The organism is Limosilactobacillus reuteri, from assembly GCF_002254085.1.
Lineage (GTDB): Bacteria > Bacillota > Bacilli > Lactobacillales > Lactobacillaceae > Limosilactobacillus > Limosilactobacillus reuteri_K.
In genome coordinates this window covers 1-26,008 of sequence record NZ_NGPY01000077.1, presented here as the reverse complement: position 1 = coordinate 26,008, position 26,008 = coordinate 1, and the positions used below count along the sequence as shown (strand labels likewise).

Genomic DNA, 26,008 nt, shown 5'->3' with positions numbered 1-26,008 from the left:
CACCCATTATTTTAACTAACAATATCGTTTAGCTTCCGAATATCCTTTAACTGCCCAACAACTGTGATTTTATCGTGCGGTTGAATAACATCATTAGCTTGCGGCATTTGATTAACTTCATCATCCTTACTAACAATGATAATCACATTGACATTATAACGATTACGAAAATCCAGTTCGTCTAAGGTCTTATTAAAGAACTTTGGATTATTAATATTTACTTCCGCCAATGTTATTTCCTTACTCAAGGTGACATAATCGACGACGCTTGGATTTAGTTGTTGGAAAATAAGTCGCTTAGCTAAATCATGCTCTGGACGAACAACCATATCTGCGCCAATTCGTTCTAAAACGCGCGCATGATTAACATTTTCAGCCCGACAAATTACATCTGGTGCCCCGAGTTCTTTGGCAATTAGCGTGGCCATGATACTTGCTTCAACATTTTTTCCGATTGAAATATACACATGATCAAAACTACCGATATCAAGGTCACGCAGAGCATCCTCATCTTGCGCGTCCGCAATTACCGCCCTCATAACTGACCCTGCAAATTCATTTACCACTTCTTCATTCGCATCAATCGCCAATACTTCTTGACCAGCCTGAACTAAGGCTTCACATATTGAGGCCCCAAATTGTCCAATTCCAATAACAGCATAACTTTCTTTTTTAGCCAATTAACACACTCTCCTCTGGATAACGATAATTCTTCGCTGCTGTACTTGCATTTAGGATTGAGAACATTACAGTATAAATCCCGACCCGGCCAACAAACATCAAAAACATAATAATCAGTTGCCCTAACAGGTTAAGGTTAGTTGTAATCCCTAATGAAATCCCCGTAGTACCAAAAGCTGCCACCGCCTCAAAAGTAACATACGCTAACGAATCATGTTCTGGCAAATCCTGTGTTTCAGCAAGGACTAAAATTGATACAAGCAAGATAAACAAAGCAACAAATAATAATGTCAATGCCCGATAAATATTTTCCTGGGTAAAACGGCGATGGGCAAAAGTCGTATCCCGTTGACCACGCAGGGTTGCAAAACTCTGAATCGTCAATAGACCGATTGTTGTGGTTTTAACACCCCCAGCAGTTGACCCCGGCGTTCCTCCGATAAACATCAAAATAACAGTAAACGCGAGGCCGGCAGCGCTTAAATCAGTATAAGGAAAAGTAATTAAGCCAGCAGTTCGTGGAGTGATTGCCATAAAAATAGTATTAAGAATCCGGTTGGAAAAACTTAATTTGTCACTTAATTGCGCTAAGTTCTTCTCGGTAATAAAGTAAACAATCACAGAAACAACGAATAAAACTGCTCCAGTACGTAACGCCAACTGCGTATGCAAGGATAGCCGGTGATATTTAGGATAATTCAAAATGTCTTTCCATACTAAGAAACCAAGTGAGCCGGCAATAATCAAAACAGCAAGCACACATAGCATATAAGGATCATTAGCATAGTTTGCCATACTATTATCAAACAAGTCAAAACCGGCATTACAAAAGGCTGAGATTGAGTGAAAAATACTAAACCATATTCCCTTGCTGAGTCCATAACGCGGATAAAAGTCAAAAAATAAAAATATTCCACCCGCTAATTGGATAAGTAATGAAAGCCGAATGATAAGGTAAACCACGTTCAATTGAGATAAGTGGTCAAGATTAAGTGCTTCTTGAGTTAGCAATCGTGTCGACATTCGCATTCGTTGCCGCACCAAAAGTGACATCATGACCGCGAATGTCATAAAGCCCAATCCACCTACTTCCATCAAGACTGCAATTACAATCTGACCAAATAATGTCCAATGATGAGCTGTACTAACAAGAGTTAATCCAGTTACACAGGTTGCACTCGTTGAAGTGAAGAAAGCAGTCATAAAATTTGTCGTTTCTCCTGGTCGTGTCGCAAACGGCAAAGAAAGCAATATTGTTCCCATAAAAATCACAATCAAGAACCCAAATGTCAGGATTTTGGGAAATGTATATTTATGTTTATTTATTTCAATCACTTTTATCCTTCCTCGTATTAATATTACTCAACTAATTATAAGCGTTTTTGTTAAATTCTAAACTATTATTTTATTTCCCGGGAAATCATCTATAGAAAGCGCTACAATATAATTGTAGATTACCTGATTGCTTTTCCTGAAAGGAGATCCTTTTATGTACTATTCAAACGGAAATTATGAAGCATTTGCTCGTCCCCGTAAACCAGCGGGAATAGATCAAAAACATGCTTACATTGTTGGTGCCGGTTTAGCAGGTCTTTCTGCGGCTGTCTTCTTAATTCGTGACGCCCAAATGCCAGGCGAAAACATCCATATTTTTGAAGAGTTACCAATTGCTGGTGGTTCCTTAGATGGTCAAGACCGCCCCGATGTTGGCTTTGTCACTCGTGGTGGTCGCGAAATGGAAAACCACTTTGAATGTATGTGGGATATGTATCGTTCAATTCCATCCTTGGAAATCCCTGGCGCATCTTATCTTGATGAATATTATTGGCTAGATAAGGATGATCCAAATAGTTCAAATTGTCGCTTAACTTATAAACGGGGCAATGAGGTTCCTACTGACGGCAAATACCTTCTTGGAAAGTCAACTAAGGAATTGATGAAACTGATCCTTACACCTGAAGATCAGCTCGGCGACTTAACGATCGGTGATTACTTCTCTGAGGACTTCTTCAAGAGTAACTTCTGGATTTATTGGTCAACCATGTTTGCTTTTGAGAAGTGGCATTCGTTAGCAGAAATGCGGCGGTACGCAATGCGATTTATCCACCACATTGACGGTTTGCCTGACTTTACTGCTCTTAAATTCAATAAGTACAACCAGTATGAATCAATGACCAAACCATTGCTTGCATACCTCAAAGATCATGGGGTTAAGTTTGAATATGATACACAGGTTCAAAACATCCTGGTTGATACTAAGAATGGCGAAAAACACGCTAAAAAGATCATTCTTAAACAGGGTGGCGAAGATAAAACGATCAACTTAACGGACGATGACCTGGTATTTGTTACCAATGGTTCAATCACGGAAAGTTCAAACTATGGGAGTCACCATCAAGTGGCGCAACCAACCCGTGCCCTTGGTGGCAGCTGGAAATTATGGGAAAATATTGCTAAACAATCGCCAGCATTCGGTCACCCGGATGTCTTTTGTAAAAACATTCCTAACCGCAGTTGGTTCATTTCTGCAACTGCGACCGTTAAGAATCCACAAATTGAACCGTACATTGAACGACTAACTAAGCGTGACCTTCATGATGGAAAGGTAAACACTGGCGGAATTATCACCGTCACTGATTCTAATTGGATGATGAGTTGGACTATCCACCGGCAACCTCATTTTAAGAGTCAAAAGCCAAATGAAACCATCGTGTGGATCTATGGCCTCTATTCTGATACAGAAGGTAATTATATCAAGAAACGAATTGTTGACTGTACTGGGGAAGAAATTACTAAAGAATGGCTCTACCATCTCGGTGTTCCAGAAGCTTTAATTGACGATTTAGCAAAAGAAGAGTCGGTTAATACTGTCCCTGTTTATATGCCATTCGTTACTAGCTACTTCATGCCGCGAGTAAAAGGTGATCGTCCTGATGTTGTTCCTAAGGGGTCAGCTAACTTGGCCTTCATTGGTAACTTTGCCGAATCGCCAACTCGAGATACCGTCTTTACAACTGAATATTCAGTCCGGACGGCGATGGAAGCTGTTTATAGTCTCCTCAACGTTGATCGCGGGGTACCAGAAGTCTTTAATTCGATCTATGATATTCGCGAATTGATGCGGGCAATGTACTATATGAACGATAAAAAGCCGCTTGAAGAAATGGATCTTCCAATTCCAAAGATTGTTGAGAAACCACTGCTCAAGAAAATCAAGAAGAACTGGATTGGCGAATTAATGGAAGAACAACATTTACTTTAAAAAACTAAGGGAGTGAGGCATTAGGTATCTCTACTTTTGTCCCACTCCCTTCAATTTAATATAAAGGAGTCTTTTTTATGACCAATGAAACGATTAAGCACCAATTAAACCATCGTACAATTCGGGCCTTTAAGCCCACAACTCTTTCAACAGAACAATTGAATACTCTTTACTCTGTTGCTAGTCATACGCCAACTAGTATGTTTATGCAGCAGATGTCAATTATGCACATTACTGATCCAGATAAACGGGCCGCAATCAGAGAAATTAGTAAGCAACCGTATGTCGGCGCAAACGGTGACCTGTTCATTTTGTTAGTTGACCTTTATCGTAACCAACAAATACGACAGCAAAAGGGCAAGGATGATGGCCGTTTACATACCGCTGATATTTTCTTCCAAGGCCTTGATGATGCAATCATGGCTGCCCAAAACATGATTACTGCTGCTGAGAGTATGGGCCTCGGTGTCGTTCCCCTCGGTTCAATAAAAAATGATCCGCAAAAAATCATCGAAGTCCTTAATCTTCCTAAAATGACTTTCCCAGTTTTAGGCTTACAAATCGGTGTCCCTGACCAAGAACCGCAACTAAAACCCCGCCTGCCATTAAAATTTATCGCATTTGATAATGACTATCCAAAAGAGATCAAGCTCAGTGACTTAAGCGATTATGATCAAGAAGTTACTACCTACTATGATCTTCGTGATGCTAACCGGCGAATTGATTCCTTCACCAACCAGATTGCCGGGGCTAAACTCGATCGTCACTATACTAAACGTGATGAGATCATGAAGGTTTTACACCAACAAGGCCTTTGCACTGATGAAGGAATCGATTAATTGTTCATCCCCTCGAGAGCAGCTAATGTCGTTAAGGTTGCGTCATAATAATTTTTCTCTGTTAACGGTTTGCTAAAGATATGTTTTTGACTAGCAAATAGATTATCATACCCTTCATTACGATTGCAGCTAACCGCATAAAAAATCGGCGCACTGAAACTATTTGATTGATATTTAACCAATCGGTGACCGTTTAATGAATAACCGGCTGTAATATAATACTGTTCACTGAAGAACCTCATCATTTTATTTAAGACTTTCTGAGCCCGTGGATCATTGCTTTTTGCCAACATCATTGGAACTCGACAAGCATTCGCACTATAGTCTCCATCATATTTTCCAGCAACCGTATTCGGCCCCACTGGTTTGGTACTCCCTGGTCGAGCCCAGGCAAAGTCAGGTACTAGCCCTGTTTGATGCAGTTTGCTTAATGCAGCCAGCCGGTCAAGCATATTATTTTTGATCATCTGCCACCTTGAATCGTGAGTACAATCGTATAAATGATCAAAAACTGTCGGCATTACATCTGAGGTTCGCAATAAATAATAAAACTTAGAATCCTTTGTAACCCAATCACCCACTGTTAGCATGTGCGTGGTTGGGTTATATTCATATTTCAAGATATCAGTGGCAATCTGTTGCTCTAGCTTATGATAATAAGGTGCCTTTTGCGGCCAAACTTTTGCAGCCCGGTGAAGAGCCGCAGCAATATAAAGATCACCATCAGTCGCACTATTATGATCATCGACCCATTGCCCCTTTTTATTATAAGACTGACGCCAGGCCATCAAGTAAGTTAGGTGGTCATGGTGTTCACCAACATAATTGCGATGTGCAAGGTAATAGTTAAGTAACTTATCAAAGTCATTTTCACTTGCCCAGCCCTTTTCAGCAGCGCGAGATACTACTTGCAGTCCATAGCCTTGTCCTTCCGATAATGCAACTGGATGCTTTTGATCGTTGCTGGTATTAACATAAGTTTGCTTACTATTTTTGCGGACTAAATACGCTGCCTGCCACCGCCGATAATCTTCATACTGAATATGTTCAGGATTCTTTATTCTGACAAACGCGAGCGTTGCAATATAAATAACTGCAACAACGAGCGTAAAAAGCCAAATATATACTGGACGTTTCATAACCAATCCCCTTATTAGTCAGCAAACCGCTTAGTCTTTACCCATTTTGTCCCGTCACGTCGTAATAGTCGATCAAGTGCAACTGAGATTACCGCATGAATCGAAACAATTACAAATAATTGCGAATAGGTAAAGTATGAAGCAAGCGCTAACCAGATTTGCTTATTCGTCGCTTGCCCAAATTGCGTAGCTGCTGCTGTTGTGATTTGTAAAATATACAAGATTATCATTAATAACCAATTAAAAAGCAAAAGTTGGGCGATTAGGATGTTGCTTTCCCCGAATGTAAAGGGAATCATTACCTGTGGATTGAAAAGATGAACAATCCAAAAGCCTACATTCGCTAAAAAGATCGCATCAGAAAGGACGATTGCCGCATTAAACCAGAAAAAAGTACAGGAATAATAAAAAGTTTCTAACTTTACTCGCCAATTGCTCCTTCTAAAGAGGTACTTGAAATTTTTAAGGACAACTTGGTAGTTTCCCTTTGCCCACCGTAAACGCTGATAGTAATAATCATGCAGGCGTTCTGGTTCCTGTTGAAAAGCTTCCGAATTATAAGCTAGCGCGATTAATTTGCCACTTTGCATAATCTTAAATGAAATATCAGTATCTTCTGTTAAGGCTCCGTTTGCCCAGCCCCCAATTGAACGGACATATTTACTTTGAATGATAAAGTTAGTTCCTGGGATCCGGCCAATTTTAAATAAATGCCAAATTGCACAGTGCTGGATCCGTTGGGTAACAATAATTTCTTGATTAATGCACTTCGTCAAAAAGTTTTGTTCAGCATTACGTGTCTTGTTCCGACCAAATGCTGCGACGTACCGTGTTGGATTTTCGAGGATTTTTCGTACTAAAAAATACAGAGCGTTTTTTTCCGGCATTGCATCGGCATCGTAAACGCCAATATATTCACCGTGAGCTAGTTTAAGAGCATCGTTTAAAACGCCAGCTTTTCCACCACTACCATGACGTTCTATTACCTTTGCTTTTCTTTTTTCATATTTTGGCAGTTGTAGCACCGTTCGAGCCCGTTGAACAGTTTGATCATTGCAATTATCCGCAAAGATTAATAATTCGACCTTATCTGCTGGATAGTTTAATTCAAGGATCGCTTGGGTCGTCTGAGCAATAACTACTGCTTCGTTATGGGCGGGAACGACAATCGTAATTAATGGATATCGTTTCAATGGGACAATATCCACAATTTTTCTACTATGTTCAAGCCAAAAGTGAACAGCCCCACCTAATGTAATAGATGACATTAACAGCGAACTCCAAATTGAGATCAGGGTCACAATCATTACAAACTCGATCATTGCTTTTTCCTTTCCCTTTTTACATTTAGTGTCGTCCGTTCAACACGAAAATAAATCACCCACTGAAGAACAGCAAATATTAATGCCTGAACAAAAAAGATCAGGGTAATCACGAGCGCCAACCAAAAGAAAATTCGTACCATTATTTCTGGACACCTCTTAAATACTCAACAACAAGGTCTGTTTCCATGTCTCTTTCAATATGCCGCATTACGCTTTCCAGATTTCTAAATGAAGTCACATTGATATCACCAACCTTCAAATGTCCCCATTTAAATTGGGGGGTTGAATTATTAATTTGCAATTCATCAAGTCCTGCACGCGTACTTTGGTTCTGATAAGCAAATGTAATATCTGGCAAATGATATGACAAAATTAAAAAAGTACCATCTTCTAAATAGTACAAGGCTTCAGATGGTAACCGTCGTCGTTTTAAGACTTTCGCAATTTGCTGAAGAGCATGGTTATAGTCATCATGATGAAATTGACATATTTGTTGATTATGAACCCAGTGAATCGCTGTAACATCAATCCATAAATCAGCAATTTGTTCTTTAATAATGAATTGAAGTTCCTTTTCATAAATCTTATTAGCATTATATGCCGTCTGAAGTTTTACTATTTGATTATAGTGGGTCGCATAGCTTTCTATCTCTGCTCGATTTCGGTCAATCCAGCCCCACTCACCAATAATGTAACGGCTGAAATAAACCAAACTTGCGGTAATTGGAAAGGCAAACAGTAGCATTATTTTGATCGAATTATCCATTACCACATACCCTAACAATAAAATGGCACTACCAATAATTGTTAGTCCGATCATCAGCCAGGTTAAAATGATATTTGGCACTAAACTCCCTACCACTAAGCCCAAAATGATCATAGTCATCATCGCCGTTGTAATAAAATGTGAGTATTGGGATGCCCACCACATCATTAACACAATTGCAGTCAATATTACACAAAGCGCAATAAGCCCCGATTCTACAACATGTCGCCGAATCATAAGAATCTTCTCCCCTTCTTCCTATAAATTAGCAGCTAATATCTTAGCACACCTTTTTCAGCATTTCACTAGTTTAAAAGCTTGATAAACAAGGGATTACGCTTTATTTGTGAAAACAATTATCATTTTATAACAGGTAAATTTACCTGCCAAAAATAACTTTTTGCTATATTTAAATTTATAGACATTCATATAAGATATGTTTTATTTTTGTACGTTGATAAGCAAAACTACAATAATTAAGGCAAACAAAAAAGCCTGATTTAACTGTGCAGGAAAAATCAGGCTTTTAACTTAGTAAACTCATCGATGAAACATAATGTTGTTGATGTTAATTGGATAAAGGGATGCTTTGTTTCAATGAAGAGTCTTTTATCTAACTTAAATAAACAAGTAGGTTCCTTGTTTGTAAGTATTATATCACACCTGTTGTGAAAATGTTAACTAATCTTTAGGATGATTAAATGTTTTTCGCAAAAAGCTCTTATTTATCTAGCGTTCACCTAATGCACAAGCAGTGATTATCATCACAATATCACGTGTTTCCCACATAAATCTAGAAATAATAAATTACCTTGTCTTTATCAGAATAAAATTCTTTCCGGCATTTGATAGACAATATCATTGATTTCATCTAATAATTTTCATTATATCCACCTCATTATATTATAATTTAGAAAAATAAATATTTTTATTAAATTGATGTATAAAAAAAAAAAAAAAAAAGGTTATTATAAGGGTGATAAATAAATTTTGATAAATTTATTTAAAAGAAATGAATTTATTATTCCTGATCACACCCCATACGGTCAGCAGCAATGATTTTATAGCCATTTACAGGCTACTATTTCATTGGATTTTATTTATCAAACTTCATAGAAAGGAGCAAAAGTTTTTACTTTGTTAGCTAAGTTTAGCGGTATCATTTGAGTTATTTAATTTACTTTATAGCTACTTTTCTTCCTTTATCAAATTGATTAAATCGCTTGGAATTATATCACTAATACTTTTAACCTAGTAATTCTCTTTAGCGTTTCTTATTATTCTAAGAAGCGCCGTTGTTTGATCCAAAAATAGAATATTCATTAATACACAGTTACAAAGCAATCTCTATATTTAAGCTTTCTAATCAAAAAGCAACCTCACTGTCATCCTTTGACCTTGAGATTGCTTTTTAATTTAATTACTGATTTTCATTTAGTTTTCGACGGACTAATGTTGGATCAGCCTTTCCTGGATTTAATTCGACCAGTTTTCCTGACCCACTGTAAATAATCCATTCTGCTAAGTTAACAATATGATCTCCAGCACGTTCTAAATTCCGGAGAACGGCTAAATAACTTTCATAGGCTTTTACATCTTCGCCACCTTTAACCAGTGCTTTCATGATTTCTTTTTGTAATTTTACATAAAGTAAATCAACTTTCAAATCTTCGTTAGCAACCTCATAGGCAACCTGCTCATCAGTATAAACATAAGCATCGAGGATTCGTTCAAGCATCTTGCGAACAATCATCATCATCTGTTCGATTGGCTGTTCAATGTCTTCATGGTGTTCAAACTTACTTAAGGTAATCGCAGCGCGGGCAATATGGGTGGAATAGTCTCCTAACCTTTCGATATCAGTACTAGCTTTTAAGATACTAATAATTTTCCGAAAGTCGGTTGCGACCGGGTTTTGCAATGCCATTAGCTTCAACGCCTGTTTTTCCAAATGAATTTCTTCATCGTTAATCTTTGTATCAGTTGTTAAAACTTTATCCGCTAAGTCCGCATCATGATCTGTAAATGCCTTTGTTGCTTGATAGATTTGCTCACTAGCGTCGATTCCCATTTCCATGAAGTGGCTCCGCAGCCGTTTTAATTCATCATCAAAAATTGCTCCCATGTTTTCACTCCTAACCAAATTTTCCGCTAAGGTAATCCGCTGTTTGTTGTCGTTGCGGATTCATAAAAATATCTGCCGTCTGATTAAATTCAATTAATTTTCCTTGGTGCATAAAAGCTGTCCAGTCTGCTGAACGTGATGCTTGCTGCATATTATGGGTAACCATAATAATCGTAAATTTCTCTTTTAATTGTACTAAAGTATCTTCAATTTGCGAAGTTGAAACCGGATCGAGGGCACTTGTCGGTTCATCCATCAAAATAATTTCTGGTTGAACTGCTAGTGTCCGCGCAATACAAAGCCGTTGTTGCTGTCCACCTGATAAGGCGAGGGCACTTTCTTTTAAGTGATCTTTGACTTCTTCCCATAAGGCTGCCTGACGCAAACTTTCTTCTACGCGTTGATCGAGAATTTGCCGATCCTTTACTCCCGCAAGCCGTAATCCATAAATAACATTCTCATAGATTGATAAAGGGAAAGGTGTCGGTTGTTGGAAGACCATTCCAATTTGTTGACGAATCCGGTAAACATTAACTTTAGGCTGGTTAATATTCAAGTCATGAAAATTAATTTCACCTTTGACCGTTGCTAAGTCATCATTCATCCGGTTAAGACTGCGGAGTAATGTTGATTTTCCTGAACCAGAAGCCCCAATCATTGCCGTAATCTTGTTAGCCGGAAATTTCATTGAAACATCATGAACGACATGTTTGTCACCATATAATACTTGTAAATTTTTCACTTCAAGAGCAACTGAATTTTCCATTCTTTTATCCTCACTTTGCAAGTCGTTGCTTGATTAAATAACCAATGTATCTAGCTAATAGGTTAAAGATTAAAATCGTTAGAATCAAAACCGCTACTGAACCATTTGAAACAGCACGGGCATCTGGAACCAGCCCTTCACTGTTAACTTTCCAGATATGAACGGCTAAAGTTTCGGCTGGTCGTAATGGGTTTAAAAAACTGGTGGGACTAAATGGGTTCCAATCGGTATAGCTAATTGCTGGTGAACTCTGCCCGGCCGTGTAGATCAAGGCAGCAGCTTCCCCAAAGATGCGGCCAGCACTTAAGATCGCTCCCGTAATAATCCCCGGTAAAGCAGCTGGTAAAACAATTTTAGTTGTTACGCGCCACTTTGACATTCCTAATCCCAATCCGGCCTGACGTTGAAGATAAGGAACTTGGCGAAGGGCGTCTTCACATGCCCGCGTTAAAATTGGCAGGTTCAAAATCGTTAATGCTAGTGCCCCAGCAAGCAAAGAGAAATCCAATCCCCATTGCAAGACAAAGACTAAGTAACCAAATAGGCCCACTACCACTGATGGCAATGAGCTTAAAACTTCAATTGCCAACCGTAATAAGTTTGTCCATCGATTATCTGGGGCATATTCACTTAAGTAAATAGCAGCACATAATGCTAAAGGAATTGAAACGATTAATGTTAAAACAACTAGGTAAAGAGAATTAAACAATTGATCGCGAATCCCCCCACCACTTCTAAACGATTCCGCGCTTGAAGTTAAGAAATGCCAAGAAATATGAGGAATACCTGATAGTAATAAATACGCTAATAAGGCAAATAAAACTAACCCCACTAAACCGGTTAAAGTTAAAATAATCACGGTTGCCAACCGATCTACTTTTTCTGGACGCATTATTTTACCCCTTTCCGGCTAACAAGCCGCATTAACAGATTGAAGGCCAAAGACATTACCAACAGAATTAAAGCTAAGGACCAGAGTGCATTGTTTGAGATCGTCCCCATGACTGTATTTCCAATTCCAGTAGTCAAAACACTAGTCAAAGTTGCCGCTGAATGCATCAATCCCATTGGCATTACCGTCGTGTTTCCGATCACCATTTGAACTGCTAAGGCCTCACCAAATGCCCGCGCCATCCCAAATACCATTGCCGTTAAAATACCACTTTTGGCACTCGGAATAATCACCCGCGAAATCGTTTGCCAGCGAGTTGCTCCTAGTCCCGCAGACGCATTGCGATATTGTTTTGGGACCGCCCTAAAACTATCAATTGTCATTGAGGTCATCGTTGGTAAAATCATCAAAAATAATACACAGGTAGCAGCGAGAATCCCAAAGCCGGTGCCACCGAAAAAGCGCCGTAAAAAGGGAACGATTACTGTTAAACCGACATATCCATATACCACGGATGGAATTCCGACTAATAATTCGATGGTCGGTTGGAGAAACTTATATGCGGTTGATGGCAAAATCTCTGTGATTGCAATAGCAACTACTAAGGCAAGCGGCAAGGCAATTACCCCTGATAAAAGAGTAACGCTAAAAGAAGTAGCAATCATCGGCAACGCGCCGAATACATGATCACTTGGCTGCCAGTTAATCCCACTTAGAAATTCCCACAATGAATAGTGATTACCAGTAAAGAGGGCGATTCCTTTCCAAGTTAAAAAGATTAAAATCGTTGCCACTAGTCCCCCAATTAAAGTAATTGCAAGATAACTAATTACTTTTCCTGAGGCTTCCTGCTTACTTTCAACAGAGGGCTGTGTCAAACGTTGTCGTAAGTCTTCCATCGTATTATTTCCTTTCAGTTACTTTCCCAGTTGGTGTTTTTTCAACTTTCATATCATGAATACTAATATAATGAGCTTCTGTTACGAGAGTCTTTTGGACTTTCTCGCTTTGCATATATTTAATGAAATTTGCAGTTGATTGGGATGGGTGTTTTTGCGTATACATATGCTCATATGACCATAATGGCCACTTATTAGTCGTAACATTATCAGCAGTTGGTGCTACTCCATCAAGCTTAACCGACTGAACTTGGTCATTAAGATAAGCAAATGCAATATAGCTGATTGCCCCTGGCGTATTTCTAATAATTTCTTTTACGGTCCCGTTTGAATCTTGTTCTTGAGCATTCACTGCCTGCATCCCCGTTTTCAATACTGTCTGTTCAAACGCAACCCTGGTTCCACTCCCATGAGCACGATTAATAACTGTAATTGGTAAATCAGGTCCGCCAACTTCTTGCCAATTCGTAATTTGTCCCGTAAAAATTTGTTGCAGCTGTTTCATTGTCAAATTCTTAATTCCAAGCTCTTCATTAACGATTGGGACTATTCCCGAAACAGCAACAATATTATCATCTAATTCATTCGCATTAATCCCATCTTGCTGGTCAGCAAAGATATCAGCAGATCCGATATTTACTGCTCCTGCTTGTACCTGACTAAGACCGGTTCCTGAACCACCACCCTGTACAATAATGCTGATTTGGGGATACTTAGTCCGGTAATCATTTGCAACTGCTTCCGCTAATGGTTGGAGAGCTGTTGAGCCGACAATAGTAATTTTTTCTTGTGGTGGTTGTTGCTTAGCAAGTACCCATGACCCGCCTAGCCAGCAAACTATTGCGACGAGAATAACTCCAATAATCGTTTTTTTCATGACTATTCCTACCTGTTTATTAGTTGTCTTCATATATTTCGTATGGTACAAATAGAGAATAACAAGTCGATGTAAATTTTTAATCTTTGTAATGTAAAAGTTATGTAAATTTTGGAGAAATTATTATGACCAAGAAATTTTTACTAATGAGCCAGCAAGACGATCTCGTTCAACAGTTACAAGCCATTTGTAAAAAAGAACACTGGACCTATGAGCTCGTAACTACTCCGACGGGCTTAGTAGTAGCCTTAGAAAAAAAACAAATTAGTGGGATTTGGTGGGATATGACGGAAGTAAGTCTAGACACCACGATTGCTACCATGACCCTTATTAGGTCGCAAGTTCAAGGACCAATTACCGTTTTAGTCCCCCACCTTACGGAACGCATTCAACGAAAACTATATCGAGCACATGTTGATGACATAATTGAATTTCCCCTTCTTCCCAGTGTTTTCCGTCCCTTAATTCAGCAGCGATTGTGGACTTACCACTATCCACAGCTGCACTCCTTAGCTGATGATAATACGACAAAAAATGACCCAGTAATAACTACTGGATCATGGGAAATTAATCAAGAAACCTATACTGTTACTAAAAATGATAAAACAATTGCTTTAACACCCAAGGAATTTCAATTACTTTCCTACTTAGTTGATCATAAAGGACAGGTATTAAATCGAGACCAACTCGTTAATGGGGTCTGGGGGTACGATATTCTTGATACTTCACGGATCGTTGATATTCATATCAGCCACCTCCGCGATAAGCTTGAAGATGATTCTCAACACCCTACTCACCTTCTCACAGTACGGGGATTTGGCTATAAATTTGTTTAAAATAATAAAAATGAACACTAAATGTTAATAGCCAACATTAGCGTTCATTTTTTGTTACAAACATCTCTCATTTTATAAATTATCTAAGTAATCAATAAAGCGGGGCATTTCTTCCAATTGATCTGCAGTTATTTCCCGGGTAATAGTATGATCTTCAGAAAAAACATAAACTCGGTCTACTAATGATCTAATCTGATTAAAATGGTGGCTCGAAATAATAATTGTTTTTCCCGCATGATGAAGTTGGTTAACAATCTGCGTTATCAATTCCCGATATTTTGGCGATAAGCCATTAAAGGGTTCATCAAGAATTATAATGTCAGGATTCATCGCCAGAACACTCGCAATGGCTACAAGTTTTTGTTCCCCACCAGAAAGGTGATATGGCACCCGATCACGTAGTCGTTCAATTTTCAGAAGCTTTAAACAATCATTTACCCGTTGATCAATTTCATGCTGCGGAAGTCCTAAATGTTGAGGGCCAAATGCAATCTCATCAGTTACACTAGTATTGAATAATTGAATGTCACTATTTTGAAAGACAAAGCCAAATTTCTGATAAAATGGACCAGTTTTAGTTGAATCTTTTAAAAACTTCTTATCGATAGTCTGGTCATTAAATGTATATTTGCCGTTCTCTAAACTAAATAGGCCAACAATTGTTTTTAATAGTGTCGACTTTCCCGATCCGTTTGGACCCATAATACAGACCGCATCTCCACGATTAACATTGATATTTACATCATGAAAACCCGTTTGCGTTCCATAAGTATAAGCTCCGTTAGCTATTTTGATCATGCAACCACTCCTCGTATTAAGCAGTATGCAACAATTGCTAATAACAATTCTCCCATACTAATAACATCATATTTATTCCAACTAAGTCTCCAACTTGCGACATTATTACTATTATATCCCCGTAATAACATTGCTTGGTAAAGATCACTGGTTCGTTTTTTTGCTGATAGATACACTTGGCCGATAATTACACCTAAAACACGCCGATTTACGTGTTGTCCAAATGTCCGTAATTTAATACTGCTTAATAATTCCTGGATATAAACACCTAATGTATAAACATATTTCATTGTAATATCGAGAGTTAAAATAATAACATTTGGTAAATGTAATTGTTTCAATCCTTGAATGAACTGCGGCCAAGAAGTAATACTTAAGAATATGGAAATATTTAACATGATTAGTGCAATCCGCGCTAGAAATAACCCAATATTATTTGCCTGTAATAATAAACTTGGTAAAAGCACAACTAACGAAACAAGTAACAATTTACAAAGTTTTTTACTAATTGTAATTATTACCGATCCAGGCAAGATAAGTAGGTGCACTAACATCAAGATTAGCATTAGCCATAAAAACATAACTTGCGATGATAATACGATCAAAATTGTTAAACCAATCAGTTCAACAATTCGAACCCATGGTGAATTCTTAGCAGAATAAACTGGTGTAATTCGCGTAAGAAAAGCAACCAATGCGGCAAATTTACTCAAGTTATCTTGCACCAACCGCCCCTTTATTAGGGGAACTTGATGCCGCTCTGAATTCATTAACCAGACTGGTAACTTTCCTACTGTTTTATTTTTAGGTTGATTATTTATTTGGGGCTTTGTTTGTTGAACCATAGACTGCCATCAGCACCTTACTTATTAAGAAGAAAATTAATATTGCTGTGATCGCGCTTAAAATGTAGCCAATTGGCAAACTTGTTCCGGGAATCGTATAGTCGCCAAACAATGCTGTATAGTTGAAACCATGATTCATCCCTGCAGGTACTGAACTTGAAATATGTTCTAATTTTAAGCGGTGAAGTAGCTCAGTCTTATCCCATTCACCAAAAGCCGTTCCACTAGCAAGCAACCCAATTGGCGAAAGGACAACTAAGCCAATAATGACATATACCAGATATTTAAGTGAGCCTTTTTTAGGCGTTCCTTGCTGATCATTCTTGTAAATTTCAGCAGGCGCCACTTTTTTCACGAAAGTATAAACAACATAGGTAAAGAAAGCCTCGATCCATCCCGCTACTGCTAGATGAGCAAAACACATTGCTGGAATCGTTACAGCTAACGGATATGGATTGTATAACGGCGCCCCACTCGCCGTATGCGCAATTAAGGGTTGGATTCCTAATTCAAAACCTGCCATCAGAGCGGCAAGATTAATTCCACAATATGAACCAATGATTGCGCCTAAACTTGCATGGCGGTGTTTACGCAAAAAGTTATAAATCCAATAACCGGTAAACGGCATGATAATCGCCATATTAAAAATATTAGCACCTAAGGCAAGAATTCCACCGTCACCAAAGAGAAACGCCTGTAAGATCAGTGCGACTGTAACTGCAATACTAGCCGCGTATGGCCCAATTAAGATTGCAAGCAGCGTACCTCCAACCGCGTGTGCACTCGTTCCACCAGGTACTGGAACATTAAACATCATCATCAAAAATGATAATGAGGCTGCAATCCCCAGCATTGGTGCAAGTTCACGATGTTCTTTTAACTGCACTTTTACTTTTTTTGCTGAGACTGCAACTACTGGCGCAGCGACCGCAAACATCACTGCACAAGTTGCTGGACTCAAATAATTATCTGGAATATGCACTAATCCCACTCCTTTTAATCTATTTCAACAGCTCCTCGCCATAATTCTTTCCCATTACTAGGAAAAGACCAGCATAAACAGCAAATAATCCTAAAATCATATCAGCTAGAATATAGAAAATTCCAACCCAGATATGACCGCCCATAAACAATACCGTTATTCCCTGGGCAAAGGATGAAAACGTTGTTAAACCACCACAAAAACCTGTCGTGATGATCGTGTGCCAGTCCTTAGGGACAATCTTTTTCAGTGCCCAGCCGGTAAATAATCCAATAATGAAACAACCGACAGCATTGACAATTAAGACTGCTAACGGATCAGCAAATGGTGGATTGATCCACAAATCTGAAGTCAATTCACAAGCATAACGGAGAACACCACCGAAAAAGCAACCACAGCCAATTACTAGTAATTTCAAACCATTGCTCATCTTATTAACTCCTTTCTACAACCACGAGTGAAACCATAATCCTAAGTAAACACAGGAAATACAGGCAATTACGCTTCCTACCCAATATGTCCAGGCTAAAAGCTTTTTACCACTTTTGAAGTATTTCAAAGTTTCTAGTGAAAATGTAGAAAAAGTAGTTAATCCACCACAAAAGCCAGTTGCTAGCAAAACATTCATTGTATTTCGCAGCTCATCACTAGTGACCATTCCGGCAAAGACACCAATCAATAACGAACCAATTAGATTTGCCATAATGGTTCCCCAACGGTAATGGTCATAGTCAATGTTTAATACATCTGATAGTAGACTCCGTAACCCACCACCAAAAAATGCACCAACTCCAGCTGCAAGTAAATCTGTAATAATAATATTCATTCTTATATACCTACTTTAAGCTTGTTCTCGTTCAAGGTGTTCACTCTTCCGTAAATTAAGTTCAGAGAAGTGAAGAATCTTTTCTCGATAGTAACTGATAAAGCGCCACATTAACTTGTGATTTTCAAAAGCACTATCACTTAATAACCGCAGCACCATTCCATCTTTTTCAAGCAGAGAAATACCATAGTGAATATTAACGTCAAACTGTTCCAAGTATTTCCGCAATTCTTCAACCGTCTTTTGCGTAATGTTTTCATCAATAATAACAACCGAATTGAAATTTAGTTTGCCTTCAAAATAACCGATTTCCTGCATTGGATCTGATTCTGGATCTACCAATAAATAGTCGTTATAAACCAGCTGTCCGTCGTAGTTAATTTTTGTTTGTAAACCTACTTCATCATATTGGAAAGGTGCTCCATCTGGCGACCATCCTTTTGAAAGGCCATCCGTCAAAATAAGCTTAGCGCCCTTTTCCATATCGATTGTTGTCTTTTGACGATAACAAGCATCCTTATATGGAATCGTTTCATCTTGGTAAAATTCTAAGATTGCATTCTTGCCAAGATGAAATTCATCCTCTTGCGTTGTCGTTTGATGATGTTCACACTTATAAACATAAGTTGGAGATTGGGTAGTTACAATAGCATGGCTGTTATCATCTAATGTAATTTGGTGATGATATTTCTCGCCTTCAACATATCCTCCCCCAGTTGTTATGAGAAAGTAATATGGAATATTATCTTTATTGGGTTGGCAAAATGATAACCATGAATTTCCCTTTCGAAAAGTCCGCTTAGCAAAGTCGCGCCCCTTCTTATGGGTAAATGCGAGGTCGATCATGCCATCATAATCTTTACTTTTCATCTTCCAAGTCCTCAAGTAATACATCTTTCTTCAACCAGTCAACAACTCCATCAAGACCAATATCCTTCTTTAAATTAGTGAAAAGGAAGTTGCCATCATTCCGGAATTTTTCTGAATCCTTCTTCATCCGATCAAGGTCAGCACCAACGTACTTAGCCAAATCTGTCTTATTAATAATAAAGAGGTCAGACTTGATCATTCCTTGTCCAGCTTTCCGTGGAATCTTTTCACCTTCAGCGACATCAATAATGTAGATCGAAAAGTCAACTAATTCTGGACTGAAAGTTGCCGCTAAGTTATCTCCACCACTTTCAATAAAGATCAGGTCAAGGTCATTATTAAATCGTTGCTCTAGTTCTTCTACAGCAGCCATGTTCATTGAAGCATCTTCACGAATAGCAGTGTGAGGACAACCACCTGTTTCAACCCCAATAATCCGGTCTTCATCAAGAACAGAATTCTTAGCCATATATTCGGCATCCCATTTAGTGTAAATATCATTAGTAATTACCGCGACATTATAATCATTATGGATTCGCCGAGTAAGCCGTTCGATTAATTGCGTTTTTCCTGACCCAACAGGACCACCAACACCAATTCGTACTGCACGTTTCATAAATTTTAACTTCCCTTCCAAAATAATTAAGACATGAACAATCGTGATTCTTGTGTTTCGTGATTAATCTGTGCCATTTCAAGGCCAGGAGCATTAGCACCAAGATAAGTGGCATCAAGTTTCATCACGCGTTTATATAACGGCTTCAAAAGCTTGATTAGATCATTTAAGATAACCTGTCCTTCACGTTGACCAAGTGGCACTGCCCGAACCGCATTTAATACCAGGGTAGAGGCAACACTATACCCATACATCAAGAAAGCATCCATCAATGGAACACCTTTATAATGAGCAAACATTGAGAATACAATGGCTGGGTTTCCGTATGCCTTACCATCTTCAATTGCCTTAGCATATTCTTTTAGGTGCGGAACCTTATCACCGTAAATTTTATCAATTAAAATAATCATTTGGTGAGCGATCAGCTTTGTTCCGTTCCGTGTTTCAGTAGCTAAAGTTGATTTCGTAATTTGATCATCATATTCAATCAGCTTGTCAAAATCATGCTTATCAATTGCCTCATAACACAATTTAACGAGAAGTCCTTCACCAAACCTAAATTGCGAACGATAATAGTTCTCAAGCCAAATTCGAAATTCAGGAGCTTTTTTAATCACATTAGTTCGCAAATAATTTTCCATTCCGAATGAGTGATTAAATGTACCGATTGGGAAGGTAGAATCACAAATTTGGAAAACCTCAAGATAATTGAGTTTCTTTGTTAATTCCTTTTCCATCTTTATCCCTACTTACTTTGTTAAATCGAGGTACTCTAGTGGTTGGTCTAGTTGAACTTTCTTTAATTCATAATTGATATCATGCTTATCAAGCATTTTAATAACAACCTTATCTAAGAGAAGCGAGATTTTACCATCTTTAATTTGTACTGGCTTATGTAAATTACCAAGAAAGTGAGCAACAAGCCCCATTTCATTAATATCACGTGGCGTTATCTCAATCATTTCATCCGCAATTACGCTCAATACAAGCAACTGCTTATCTCCAAGCTTAAAGGCAGACCCATTCTCTAAAATTTGGTCTTCATTGTCGAGACGAATACCGTACTCGTTACCATGATCTGTCTTTACCCGCAAAATATTTTTCATTAAATCATCACTTTTAACCATTGCAGTTTCAATGTGATAACTACCAATATTAGGAATATCATCTACATTACGATAAACTTCTGTTAAAACCATAAGTATAAAACCTCTTTTTATATATTTGTTATAAAAGGGGATTGGGGCACAGCTCCCAATCCCCTGGATAAATCTAAACTAGATTAATATAGGTAGTAGCGTTGAGTTAATGGTAATGTTGGTGCAGCATCACAAGTGATAAGCTTACCATCAATCTTAACGTCATAAGTTTGTGGATCAATCTCAATTGTCTTCGGAGTATAGTTATTAAGCTTCATGTTGGCCTTAGTAAGACTCCGTGTATTGTGAACAGGTAGAATAGTCTTGTTCAAACCAAGTTGTTCCTTGATACCGTGATCATATGCATATTGGGATACATAAGTTACACATGTATGGTTAACAGCGCGACCTTCTGCACCGTAAAGGAACCGTTCAAGAACCGGTTCAGGTGTTGGAAGACTTGAACTTGGGTCACCAGCAATACCGTATGTGATCATTCCGTTCTTGATAACCATATCTGGCTTAGTTCCAAAGTACTTCGGATCCCAAATGTTCAAATCAGCATACTTACCAACTTCAATTGAACCAACATAATCTGAAATACCATTACAGATAGCTGGATTAATTGTGTATTTAGCAACGTAACGCTTAATCCGGTTGTTGTCATCGTACTTCGAATCACCGTCTAGTGGTCCACGAACCTTCTTCATCTTACTTGCTAATTGCCAACAACGCATAGCAACTTCACCTACACGTCCCATGGCTTGCGCATCAGAAGTCATCATGCTGAGAGCCCCCATATCTTGGAGCACGTCTTCGGCAGCTTCAGTCTGTTTCCGAATACGTGATTCAGCAAAGGCAACGTCGTCAGGAATCTTAGGATTAAGGTTGTGGCAAACCATTGTCATGTAGAACAATTCATCAAGGGTGTTCTTACAATATGGGTTAGTTGGGGTTGTTGATGATGGCAAAACATTATCCTGACCAGCAACAACCATAATGTCAGGAGCGTGTCCACCACCGGCACCTTCAGTATGGAATGTGTGAACTGTATTACCGTTAAAGGCATTGATAGTGTTTTCGACGAATCCACCTTCGTTTAGCGAGTCAGTGTGGACAGCGTATTGAACATCATACTTATTAGCCGCAGCAATTGAATTTTCAATTCCGGCCGCAGTAGCACCCCAGTCTTCGTGGGTCTTAATGGCAGCACATCCAGCTTCGATTTGTTCACCGATCAGTTCTGGCCGTGATCCAGAACCCTTAGCCATCAAACCATAGTTAATAGGAGCGTTATCAACCGCTTGAAGCATCCGGTGAGTGTACCATGCTCCAGGGTTACAAGTAGCGGAACGAGTACCATTAGCTGGACCGGTACCACCACCAAATAAGGTTGTAATACCGTTATCTAAAGCGGCCTGGGCAATTGATGGTGTAATGTAGTGAACGTGTAAGTCAATCCCACCAGCAGTAACAATCATCCCTTCACCAGAGATGGCTTCAGTACTTGCACCAACGATGAAATCAACATTATCCATGACGTCTGGGTTACCACCCTTACCAATGGCTAAGATCTTACCGTCACGAATACCAATATCAGCTTTGTAAATACCAGTCCAATCAATAATAATTGCATCAGAAATAATCGTATCTGCAACCATTGGATTTTCGGCACGTGTTTCAGTAGCACTAACACCCATACCATCACGAAGGACTTTTCCACCACCAAAAAGACTTTCTTGACCATGAACTGTTAGGTCTTTTTCAATTTTGGCAAACAGATCAGTGTCGCCTAGTCGTACGCTATCGCCAGTAGTTGGTCCGTAAAATGAGGCAAACTGCTCGTGATCCATATCAAAACTCATAACTTTACCTCCTCTTTACTTTTCTTCAGGATAACTCTTCTCAAGCGGATACCCATTGTATGTGTCAGCCTTCTTATCAACATCAAGCCAACCATTAACTTTATTGTTAAAGCCGAATACTCGACGTTTTCCACCGAAGTCAATGAGTTTAACGGTCCGCTCTTCACCAGCTTCTAGACGAATGGCAGTTCCGGCTGGTATATCAAGGTGCTTACCCCATGCCTGACTACGATCAAATTGTAGACCTTGCTCATTTGCTTCGTAAAAGTGGTATTCTGAACCAACTTGGACAGGACGGTCACCAACGTTTTTTACTTTGAGTGAGATATCATCGTAACCAACATTGTATGGTACTTTGTCTGGTTGTAACTTATATTCTCCAGGAACCATTTTGTTTCCTCCTTCTTTAGATGCTAAAAATTAGCGAATTGGGTCTGTAACAGTGATTAGCTTGGTACCATCAGGGAATGTTGCTTCAACTTGAATCATTGGAATCATTTCCGGAATTCCTTCCATAACATCATCCTTAGTTAGCCAAGTTGCACCTTCATTCATTAACTCACCAACAGTCTTGCCATCACGAGCACCTTCTAACAGGCGACTGGTAATTAGGGCAACTGCTTCTGGCTGGTTTAGCTTTAAGCCACGATCCTTACGCTTTTCTGCGATCATTCCGGCTAAGCCAATCATCATTTTTTCTTGTTCACGCTTTGTGAGCCTCATTATCTATCCTTCCTTTCTACCTAAATTAAGTTAGTTAGGCCAGTAGTTCAGGAGCATTAAGAATCCTGGAATCCATGCTGTACAAATTCCTTCAATAATTCCTAAATATCCTGGAAACTTTCCAAGATTCATTTTTAGATTGTTGGTTAGGAATCCTGTTAACCAGAGAATTCCCCAGGCCCACCAGATGATACCGTAGATCCAATTACCACCGAAGTTTTGGAAACAGAGGATCCCGGCAGGAATCGAGTTAATTGCAACGAACAAACTATACCAACCATACAAGCGTTGGTCGAAGTTACAGAGAGTATTAAACGCCACATAAAGATAAGTAAACGCGAATAGCAACCCAGTGGCACTGGCATAGAACCAACTTGCTGGCTTATCATTTATAATTCCCCACGATAAAGCAACGATGTTAAGAATTAAGCTAAGTCCACCAGTAAAGAAGTTCATAACCACAATCGATTTATCCTTTATGTTCTCTACGGTATAGAATCCGTTACTCATCAATACCATACCAACATAAAGCAATATACAACCTAACAATTCATTTTCGCCTCCTTTCATTGAGACGATTCAGCAAACTATTAATCAATGTCATACGTTGTTTCATTTAGCAATGTTTGATCAAGTCCTTCTTGAATGATCTTATCGGAAGGACGAATGTTAGTAATTGCTCCTAAGATCTTAAGTAAGATAAAAGTAATTGCAAACGAGTAAGCTGCAACTAGAATAACGCCGCCAGCTTGAATTAAGAATTGATGACCGCTTGCCCCAATTCCATTAACAGTTCGATCAGCTAGAATTCCAATCAAAATTGTGCCAGTAAATCCACCGATACCGTGAACTCCCCAAACACCAAGTGCATCATCCCAGCCAATCTTTTCTTGAAGACTGACAGCAACATTACAAATGATTCCGGCTGCTAAACCAACTAAGACAGCTGCCGCAGGGTTAATATAACCAGCACAAGGAGTAATTGTAGCTAAACCAGCAACTGACCCGGTTAAAACATCAATAAAATCAACTTTTCCCCGAACAAATTTTGCATAGAGGATCCAAACAATCATCCCACTAGCTAAACCAATCGCCGTGTTAGTAAAAGCCTTCGTTGATAAAGCACCAGCTCGCAATGCACCGCCAGAATTGAAACCGAACCAACCAAACCAAAGAAGACCAGTTCCAATCGCAGCAGCCATTAAGTTACTTGGCTTCATACCAGCGTGCTTTAATTTCCGTTTACCAAGGACAATAATACTTGCTAATGCAGCAAATCCGGCCGTGGTGTGAATAACAGTGCCTCCAGCAAAGTCAACGAATCCCCATTTTGCTAAGAACCCGTTGCCCCATACCCAGTGACAAACAGGAATATAAACAAGGTATGTCCAGAAAATTAATAACAGAATATATCCCTTCATATTCAGGCGTTCCGCAAATGCACCACTAATCAATGGCACAGTTATAACACAGAACATCAATTGGAATAAGAAAAATAACGCGAATGGAATTGATGCCGCGTGGACAGCATTTGGTACTAATCCCACATGTGCAAGAGCAAAGTAATCTGAAATACGACCGATTACGCCACCCTCATCCTTTCCAAATGCAAGACCAAAGCCTCCATAAACCCAAATCAAGGTAACAATTCCCATCGAAATAAATGATTGCATCATAATGTATAAGACACTTCGTTTACGAGCCAATCCACCATAGAAAAAAGCAAGTCCAGGTGTCATTAAACAGACCATTGCCGTACAAAGCATCATAAAGGCCGTATCACCGCTATTAATATGCAAATCGTTTCCTCCTCTCAGCAATAAAAATTTATTAATGAAACTTTTTAATCCACAATTAGCTTAAAAGCGTTGTTTAAATCATTTTCATTAATATTCAACCTTATGATACTACTATAATACTATTTATATAAATTATTACAAGAAATACGAATTATTTTCGCAAAATTATTGATATAGTAAAAAACTTCTAAAGGAAAAATTCTTTAGAAGTTTTTTACTTAAGTTATGATTATTTTATTACTGCAAGGAAGTTAAATATATTGTTTTACGATACTACGGTACTTCAAAAGTTCTTTTTGGTCCATCAATGAATCTGGCATTACAACTTGAACACTATCTATTCCTCTGTTTTCATTCATCTGTTGTCGACCCCATACTCCTAGAGAAGTAATTAAATGAGCTAATTCTTGGCCAACTTTTGTCAACACAAAACATCCAGCTTGTTTAATCGGACTAATCAAATACTTTTCTTGCAAATCGTCTATTATCGTTATCAATCGATCATTAGAAATATTTGCTAATAGTTCGTGTAAATCAACGAAATTTAACGACTTTATGCTAAGCCAAAAAAGCACTTCTGGATAATCAACTTCCTGTAAAATACTTAATGAATAGGTAATACCTCGGTCAGTGTTCAGATTCATCATTTGTTTCACCTCATACAAGAATTTATATATTTATCATATTATAACATGGTAAAAAAGCATGTTCAAAGAATAACTAATATTTATTTATCACTCTATAAGTTTAATAAACATAATAAAAATAAAAGTCAATTTTAAGGACGTCGTTTGTAAAATTAAGTTAGAAAAAATAAAAAGCCATTTGTGATAGACTTTTGAATATCCCTAATCAAAAGAAAGGCAATCACAAATGACCTATAAACATCTTACCACACGTGAATTAACTCTCATAGCTGATTTTTGGTATCAAGGTATTAAAGCTTATCGGGCTGCTAAATTACTTCAGCGTAGTCAAGAAACCATCTATCGTGTTTATCGTTTCCTCAACGACGGTAAAACCATCGACCAATATCTTCAGACTTATCAGCGACATAAGCGTCGTTGTGGTCGGAAGCAGACCCAACTGCCAACTATCGAAGTTAACTATATCCATGCGCAAATCAAGGCAGGTTGGA

Annotated in this window: 28 protein-coding genes and 1 pseudogene; 4 read left to right on the top strand and 25 right to left on the bottom strand. The window is 38.6% G+C overall.

What is annotated here, in order from left to right; translation table 11 throughout:
• Positions 1-11: 11 nt before the first annotated feature.
• Positions 12-680: a potassium channel family protein gene (locus CBG10_RS09680; protein WP_019252430.1), complete on the bottom strand. Its 669-nt coding sequence runs from the start codon at positions 678-680 to the stop codon at positions 12-14.
• Positions 673-2,016 carry a TrkH family potassium uptake protein gene (locus CBG10_RS09675; protein ID WP_094502605.1) on the bottom strand — a complete coding sequence of 448 codons (1,344 nt, stop codon included), beginning with the start codon at positions 2,014-2,016 and terminating at the stop codon, positions 673-675. Before CBG10_RS09675 ends, CBG10_RS09680 begins: the two co-directional genes overlap by 8 nt.
• Positions 2,017-2,170: 154 nt before the next feature.
• Between CBG10_RS09675 and CBG10_RS09670 the strand changes: the two genes are divergently transcribed.
• Positions 2,171-3,943 (top strand): oleate hydratase, encoded by a 1,773-nt coding sequence (locus CBG10_RS09670; RefSeq protein WP_094512462.1) that lies wholly within the window; start codon positions 2,171-2,173, stop codon positions 3,941-3,943.
• A gap of 77 nt (positions 3,944-4,020) precedes the next feature.
• Positions 4,021-4,782 carry an NADPH-dependent oxidoreductase gene (locus tag CBG10_RS09665; RefSeq protein ID WP_003664708.1) on the top strand — a complete coding sequence of 254 codons (762 nt, stop codon included), beginning with the start codon at positions 4,021-4,023 and terminating at the stop codon, positions 4,780-4,782.
• Here the strand turns inward: CBG10_RS09665 and CBG10_RS09660 are convergent.
• The 8 genes from CBG10_RS09660 to CBG10_RS09625 all read right to left on the bottom strand — a co-directional run bounded on the left by CBG10_RS09660 (position 4,779) and on the right by CBG10_RS09625 (position 13,571).
• Positions 4,779-5,921: a glycosyl hydrolase family 8 gene (locus tag CBG10_RS09660; RefSeq protein ID WP_094512460.1), complete on the bottom strand. Its 1,143-nt coding sequence runs from the start codon at positions 5,919-5,921 to the stop codon at positions 4,779-4,781. The two genes, CBG10_RS09665 and CBG10_RS09660, sit on opposite strands and share 4 nt — an antisense overlap.
• Positions 5,922-5,935: 14 nt before the next feature.
• Complete coding sequence (locus CBG10_RS09655) at positions 5,936-7,243, bottom strand: glycosyltransferase family 2 protein (RefSeq protein ID WP_094502602.1); 1,308 nt, start codon at positions 7,241-7,243, stop codon at positions 5,936-5,938.
• A 142-nt stretch (positions 7,244-7,385) separates the two neighbouring features.
• Positions 7,386-8,249, bottom strand: a complete 864-nt coding sequence (locus CBG10_RS09650; RefSeq protein ID WP_094512459.1) for a hypothetical protein — start codon at positions 8,247-8,249, stop codon at positions 7,386-7,388.
• A gap of 1,183 nt (positions 8,250-9,432) precedes the next feature.
• Positions 9,433-10,137, bottom strand: coding sequence for a phosphate signaling complex protein PhoU (gene phoU, locus CBG10_RS09645; protein ID WP_029507793.1), 705 nt, complete (start codon positions 10,135-10,137; stop codon positions 9,433-9,435).
• A gap of 10 nt (positions 10,138-10,147) precedes the next feature.
• Positions 10,148-10,903, bottom strand: a complete 756-nt coding sequence (gene pstB / locus CBG10_RS09640) for a phosphate ABC transporter ATP-binding protein PstB (RefSeq protein ID WP_094512458.1) — start codon at positions 10,901-10,903, stop codon at positions 10,148-10,150.
• 10 nt (positions 10,904-10,913) lie between these two features.
• Complete coding sequence (pstA, locus tag CBG10_RS09635) at positions 10,914-11,795, bottom strand: phosphate ABC transporter permease PstA (RefSeq protein ID WP_019251418.1); 882 nt, start codon at positions 11,793-11,795, stop codon at positions 10,914-10,916.
• Positions 11,795-12,694: a phosphate ABC transporter permease subunit PstC gene (gene pstC / locus CBG10_RS09630; protein ID WP_094507880.1), complete on the bottom strand. Its 900-nt coding sequence runs from the start codon at positions 12,692-12,694 to the stop codon at positions 11,795-11,797. The genes pstA and pstC overlap by 1 nt, the downstream gene beginning before the upstream one ends.
• Positions 12,695-12,698: 4 nt before the next feature.
• Positions 12,699-13,571 carry a phosphate ABC transporter substrate-binding protein gene (locus CBG10_RS09625; protein WP_225361541.1) on the bottom strand — a complete coding sequence of 291 codons (873 nt, stop codon included), beginning with the start codon at positions 13,569-13,571 and terminating at the stop codon, positions 12,699-12,701.
• Between the two features lie 125 nt (positions 13,572-13,696).
• Here CBG10_RS09625 and CBG10_RS09620 point away from each other — a divergent pair, with 125 nt between their 5' ends.
• Positions 13,697-14,407 carry a winged helix-turn-helix domain-containing protein gene (locus CBG10_RS09620; protein WP_094507876.1) on the top strand — a complete coding sequence of 237 codons (711 nt, stop codon included), beginning with the start codon at positions 13,697-13,699 and terminating at the stop codon, positions 14,405-14,407.
• Positions 14,408-14,479: 72 nt separating this feature from the next.
• On the opposite strand, the gene CBG10_RS09615 is transcribed toward CBG10_RS09620, so the two are convergent.
• The 15 genes from CBG10_RS09615 to CBG10_RS09545 all read right to left on the bottom strand — a co-directional run bounded on the left by CBG10_RS09615 (position 14,480) and on the right by CBG10_RS09545 (position 25,517).
• A complete protein-coding gene (locus CBG10_RS09615) occupies positions 14,480-15,205 on the bottom strand; it encodes an energy-coupling factor ABC transporter ATP-binding protein (protein ID WP_094512455.1) in 726 nt (241 codons plus the stop codon).
• The gene (locus tag CBG10_RS09610) at positions 15,202-16,050 is read right to left on the bottom strand and encodes an energy-coupling factor transporter transmembrane component T (RefSeq protein WP_094512453.1); all 849 of its coding nucleotides are present in this window, start codon (positions 16,048-16,050) and stop codon (positions 15,202-15,204) included. The genes CBG10_RS09615 and CBG10_RS09610 overlap by 4 nt, the downstream gene beginning before the upstream one ends.
• A complete protein-coding gene (gene cbiM, locus CBG10_RS09605; protein WP_094512452.1) occupies positions 16,019-17,032 on the bottom strand; it encodes a cobalt transporter CbiM in 1,014 nt (337 codons plus the stop codon). Before cbiM ends, CBG10_RS09610 begins: the two co-directional genes overlap by 32 nt.
• A 19-nt stretch (positions 17,033-17,051) precedes the next feature.
• Positions 17,052-17,462, bottom strand: a complete 411-nt coding sequence (crcB, locus tag CBG10_RS09600) for a fluoride efflux transporter CrcB (RefSeq protein WP_094512451.1) — start codon at positions 17,460-17,462, stop codon at positions 17,052-17,054.
• Positions 17,463-17,477: 15 nt separating this feature from the next.
• On the bottom strand, positions 17,478-17,858 hold the full coding sequence (locus CBG10_RS09595; RefSeq protein ID WP_094512449.1) for a fluoride efflux transporter FluC: 381 nt from the start codon (positions 17,856-17,858) through the stop codon (positions 17,478-17,480).
• 15 nt (positions 17,859-17,873) lie between these two features.
• Positions 17,874-18,728 (bottom strand): urease accessory protein UreD, encoded by an 855-nt coding sequence (locus tag CBG10_RS09590; protein WP_094512448.1) that lies wholly within the window; start codon positions 18,726-18,728, stop codon positions 17,874-17,876.
• Complete coding sequence (gene ureG / locus CBG10_RS09585) at positions 18,718-19,344, bottom strand: urease accessory protein UreG (protein WP_094504805.1); 627 nt, start codon at positions 19,342-19,344, stop codon at positions 18,718-18,720. The genes CBG10_RS09590 and ureG overlap by 11 nt, the downstream gene beginning before the upstream one ends.
• A gap of 26 nt (positions 19,345-19,370) precedes the next feature.
• Entirely contained in the window at positions 19,371-20,081 is a 711-nt protein-coding gene (locus CBG10_RS09580; RefSeq protein WP_094501142.1) for an urease accessory protein UreF, read from the bottom strand.
• A 12-nt stretch (positions 20,082-20,093) separates the two neighbouring features.
• Complete coding sequence (locus tag CBG10_RS09575; RefSeq protein WP_035154122.1) at positions 20,094-20,543, bottom strand: urease accessory protein UreE; 450 nt, start codon at positions 20,541-20,543, stop codon at positions 20,094-20,096.
• Between the two features lie 83 nt (positions 20,544-20,626).
• Positions 20,627-22,348, bottom strand: coding sequence for an urease subunit alpha (ureC, locus tag CBG10_RS09570; protein WP_094501140.1), 1,722 nt, complete (start codon positions 22,346-22,348; stop codon positions 20,627-20,629).
• Positions 22,349-22,363: 15 nt separating this feature from the next.
• Positions 22,364-22,738: an urease subunit beta gene (locus CBG10_RS09565; RefSeq protein ID WP_035154118.1), complete on the bottom strand. Its 375-nt coding sequence runs from the start codon at positions 22,736-22,738 to the stop codon at positions 22,364-22,366.
• A gap of 30 nt (positions 22,739-22,768) precedes the next feature.
• Positions 22,769-23,071 carry an urease subunit gamma gene (locus CBG10_RS09560; RefSeq protein WP_094501138.1) on the bottom strand — a complete coding sequence of 101 codons (303 nt, stop codon included), beginning with the start codon at positions 23,069-23,071 and terminating at the stop codon, positions 22,769-22,771.
• A 30-nt stretch (positions 23,072-23,101) separates the two neighbouring features.
• Entirely contained in the window at positions 23,102-23,620 is a 519-nt protein-coding gene (locus tag CBG10_RS09555) for an AmiS/UreI family transporter (protein WP_035154111.1), read from the bottom strand.
• 41 nt (positions 23,621-23,661) lie between these two features.
• Complete coding sequence (locus tag CBG10_RS09550; protein ID WP_050778841.1) at positions 23,662-24,840, bottom strand: ammonium transporter; 1,179 nt, start codon at positions 24,838-24,840, stop codon at positions 23,662-23,664.
• A gap of 281 nt (positions 24,841-25,121) precedes the next feature.
• Entirely contained in the window at positions 25,122-25,517 is a 396-nt protein-coding gene (locus CBG10_RS09545; RefSeq protein ID WP_094512446.1) for a hypothetical protein, read from the bottom strand.
• A gap of 226 nt (positions 25,518-25,743) precedes the next feature.
• On the opposite strand from CBG10_RS09545, the pseudogene CBG10_RS09540 reads away from it, so the two are divergent.
• Positions 25,744-26,008 (top strand): annotated as a pseudogene (locus CBG10_RS09540) (IS30 family transposase); the annotation flags it as partial.

Coding starts and splice junctions, on each gene's coding strand:
- CBG10_RS09670 (WP_094512462.1), top strand. CDS start 2,171: ATGTACTATTCAAACGGAAATTATGAAGCATTTGCTCGTCCCCGTAAA.
- CBG10_RS09665 (WP_003664708.1), top strand. CDS start 4,021: ATGACCAATGAAACGATTAAGCACCAATTAAACCATCGTACAATTCGG.
- CBG10_RS09660 (WP_094512460.1), bottom strand. CDS start 5,921: ATGAAACGTCCAGTATATATTTGGCTTTTTACGCTCGTTGTTGCAGTT.
- CBG10_RS09655 (WP_094502602.1), bottom strand. CDS start 7,243: ATGATCGAGTTTGTAATGATTGTGACCCTGATCTCAATTTGGAGTTCG.
- CBG10_RS09650 (WP_094512459.1), bottom strand. CDS start 8,249: ATGATTCGGCGACATGTTGTAGAATCGGGGCTTATTGCGCTTTGTGTA.
- phoU (WP_029507793.1), bottom strand. CDS start 10,137: ATGGGAGCAATTTTTGATGATGAATTAAAACGGCTGCGGAGCCACTTC.
- pstB (WP_094512458.1), bottom strand. CDS start 10,903: ATGGAAAATTCAGTTGCTCTTGAAGTGAAAAATTTACAAGTATTATAT.
- pstA (WP_019251418.1), bottom strand. CDS start 11,795: ATGCGTCCAGAAAAAGTAGATCGGTTGGCAACCGTGATTATTTTAACT.
- pstC (WP_094507880.1), bottom strand. CDS start 12,694: ATGGAAGACTTACGACAACGTTTGACACAGCCCTCTGTTGAAAGTAAG.
- CBG10_RS09625 (WP_225361541.1), bottom strand. CDS start 13,571: ATGAAAAAAACGATTATTGGAGTTATTCTCGTCGCAATAGTTTGCTGG.
- CBG10_RS09620 (WP_094507876.1), top strand. CDS start 13,697: ATGACCAAGAAATTTTTACTAATGAGCCAGCAAGACGATCTCGTTCAA.
- CBG10_RS09615 (WP_094512455.1), bottom strand. CDS start 15,205: ATGATCAAAATAGCTAACGGAGCTTATACTTATGGAACGCAAACGGGT.
- CBG10_RS09610 (WP_094512453.1), bottom strand. CDS start 16,050: ATGGTTCAACAAACAAAGCCCCAAATAAATAATCAACCTAAAAATAAA.
- crcB (WP_094512451.1), bottom strand. CDS start 17,462: ATGAGCAATGGTTTGAAATTACTAGTAATTGGCTGTGGTTGCTTTTTC.
- CBG10_RS09595 (WP_094512449.1), bottom strand. CDS start 17,858: ATGAATATTATTATTACAGATTTACTTGCAGCTGGAGTTGGTGCATTT.
- CBG10_RS09590 (WP_094512448.1), bottom strand. CDS start 18,728: ATGAAAAGTAAAGATTATGATGGCATGATCGACCTCGCATTTACCCAT.
- ureG (WP_094504805.1), bottom strand. CDS start 19,344: ATGAAACGTGCAGTACGAATTGGTGTTGGTGGTCCTGTTGGGTCAGGA.
- CBG10_RS09580 (WP_094501142.1), bottom strand. CDS start 20,081: ATGGAAAAGGAATTAACAAAGAAACTCAATTATCTTGAGGTTTTCCAA.
- CBG10_RS09575 (WP_035154122.1), bottom strand. CDS start 20,543: ATGGTTTTAACAGAAGTTTATCGTAATGTAGATGATATTCCTAATATT.
- ureC (WP_094501140.1), bottom strand. CDS start 22,348: ATGAGTTTTGATATGGATCACGAGCAGTTTGCCTCATTTTACGGACCA.
- CBG10_RS09565 (WP_035154118.1), bottom strand. CDS start 22,738: ATGGTTCCTGGAGAATATAAGTTACAACCAGACAAAGTACCATACAAT.
- CBG10_RS09560 (WP_094501138.1), bottom strand. CDS start 23,071: ATGAGGCTCACAAAGCGTGAACAAGAAAAAATGATGATTGGCTTAGCC.
- CBG10_RS09550 (WP_050778841.1), bottom strand. CDS start 24,840: ATGATGCTTTGTACGGCAATGGTCTGTTTAATGACACCTGGACTTGCT.
- CBG10_RS09545 (WP_094512446.1), bottom strand. CDS start 25,517: ATGATGAATCTGAACACTGACCGAGGTATTACCTATTCATTAAGTATT.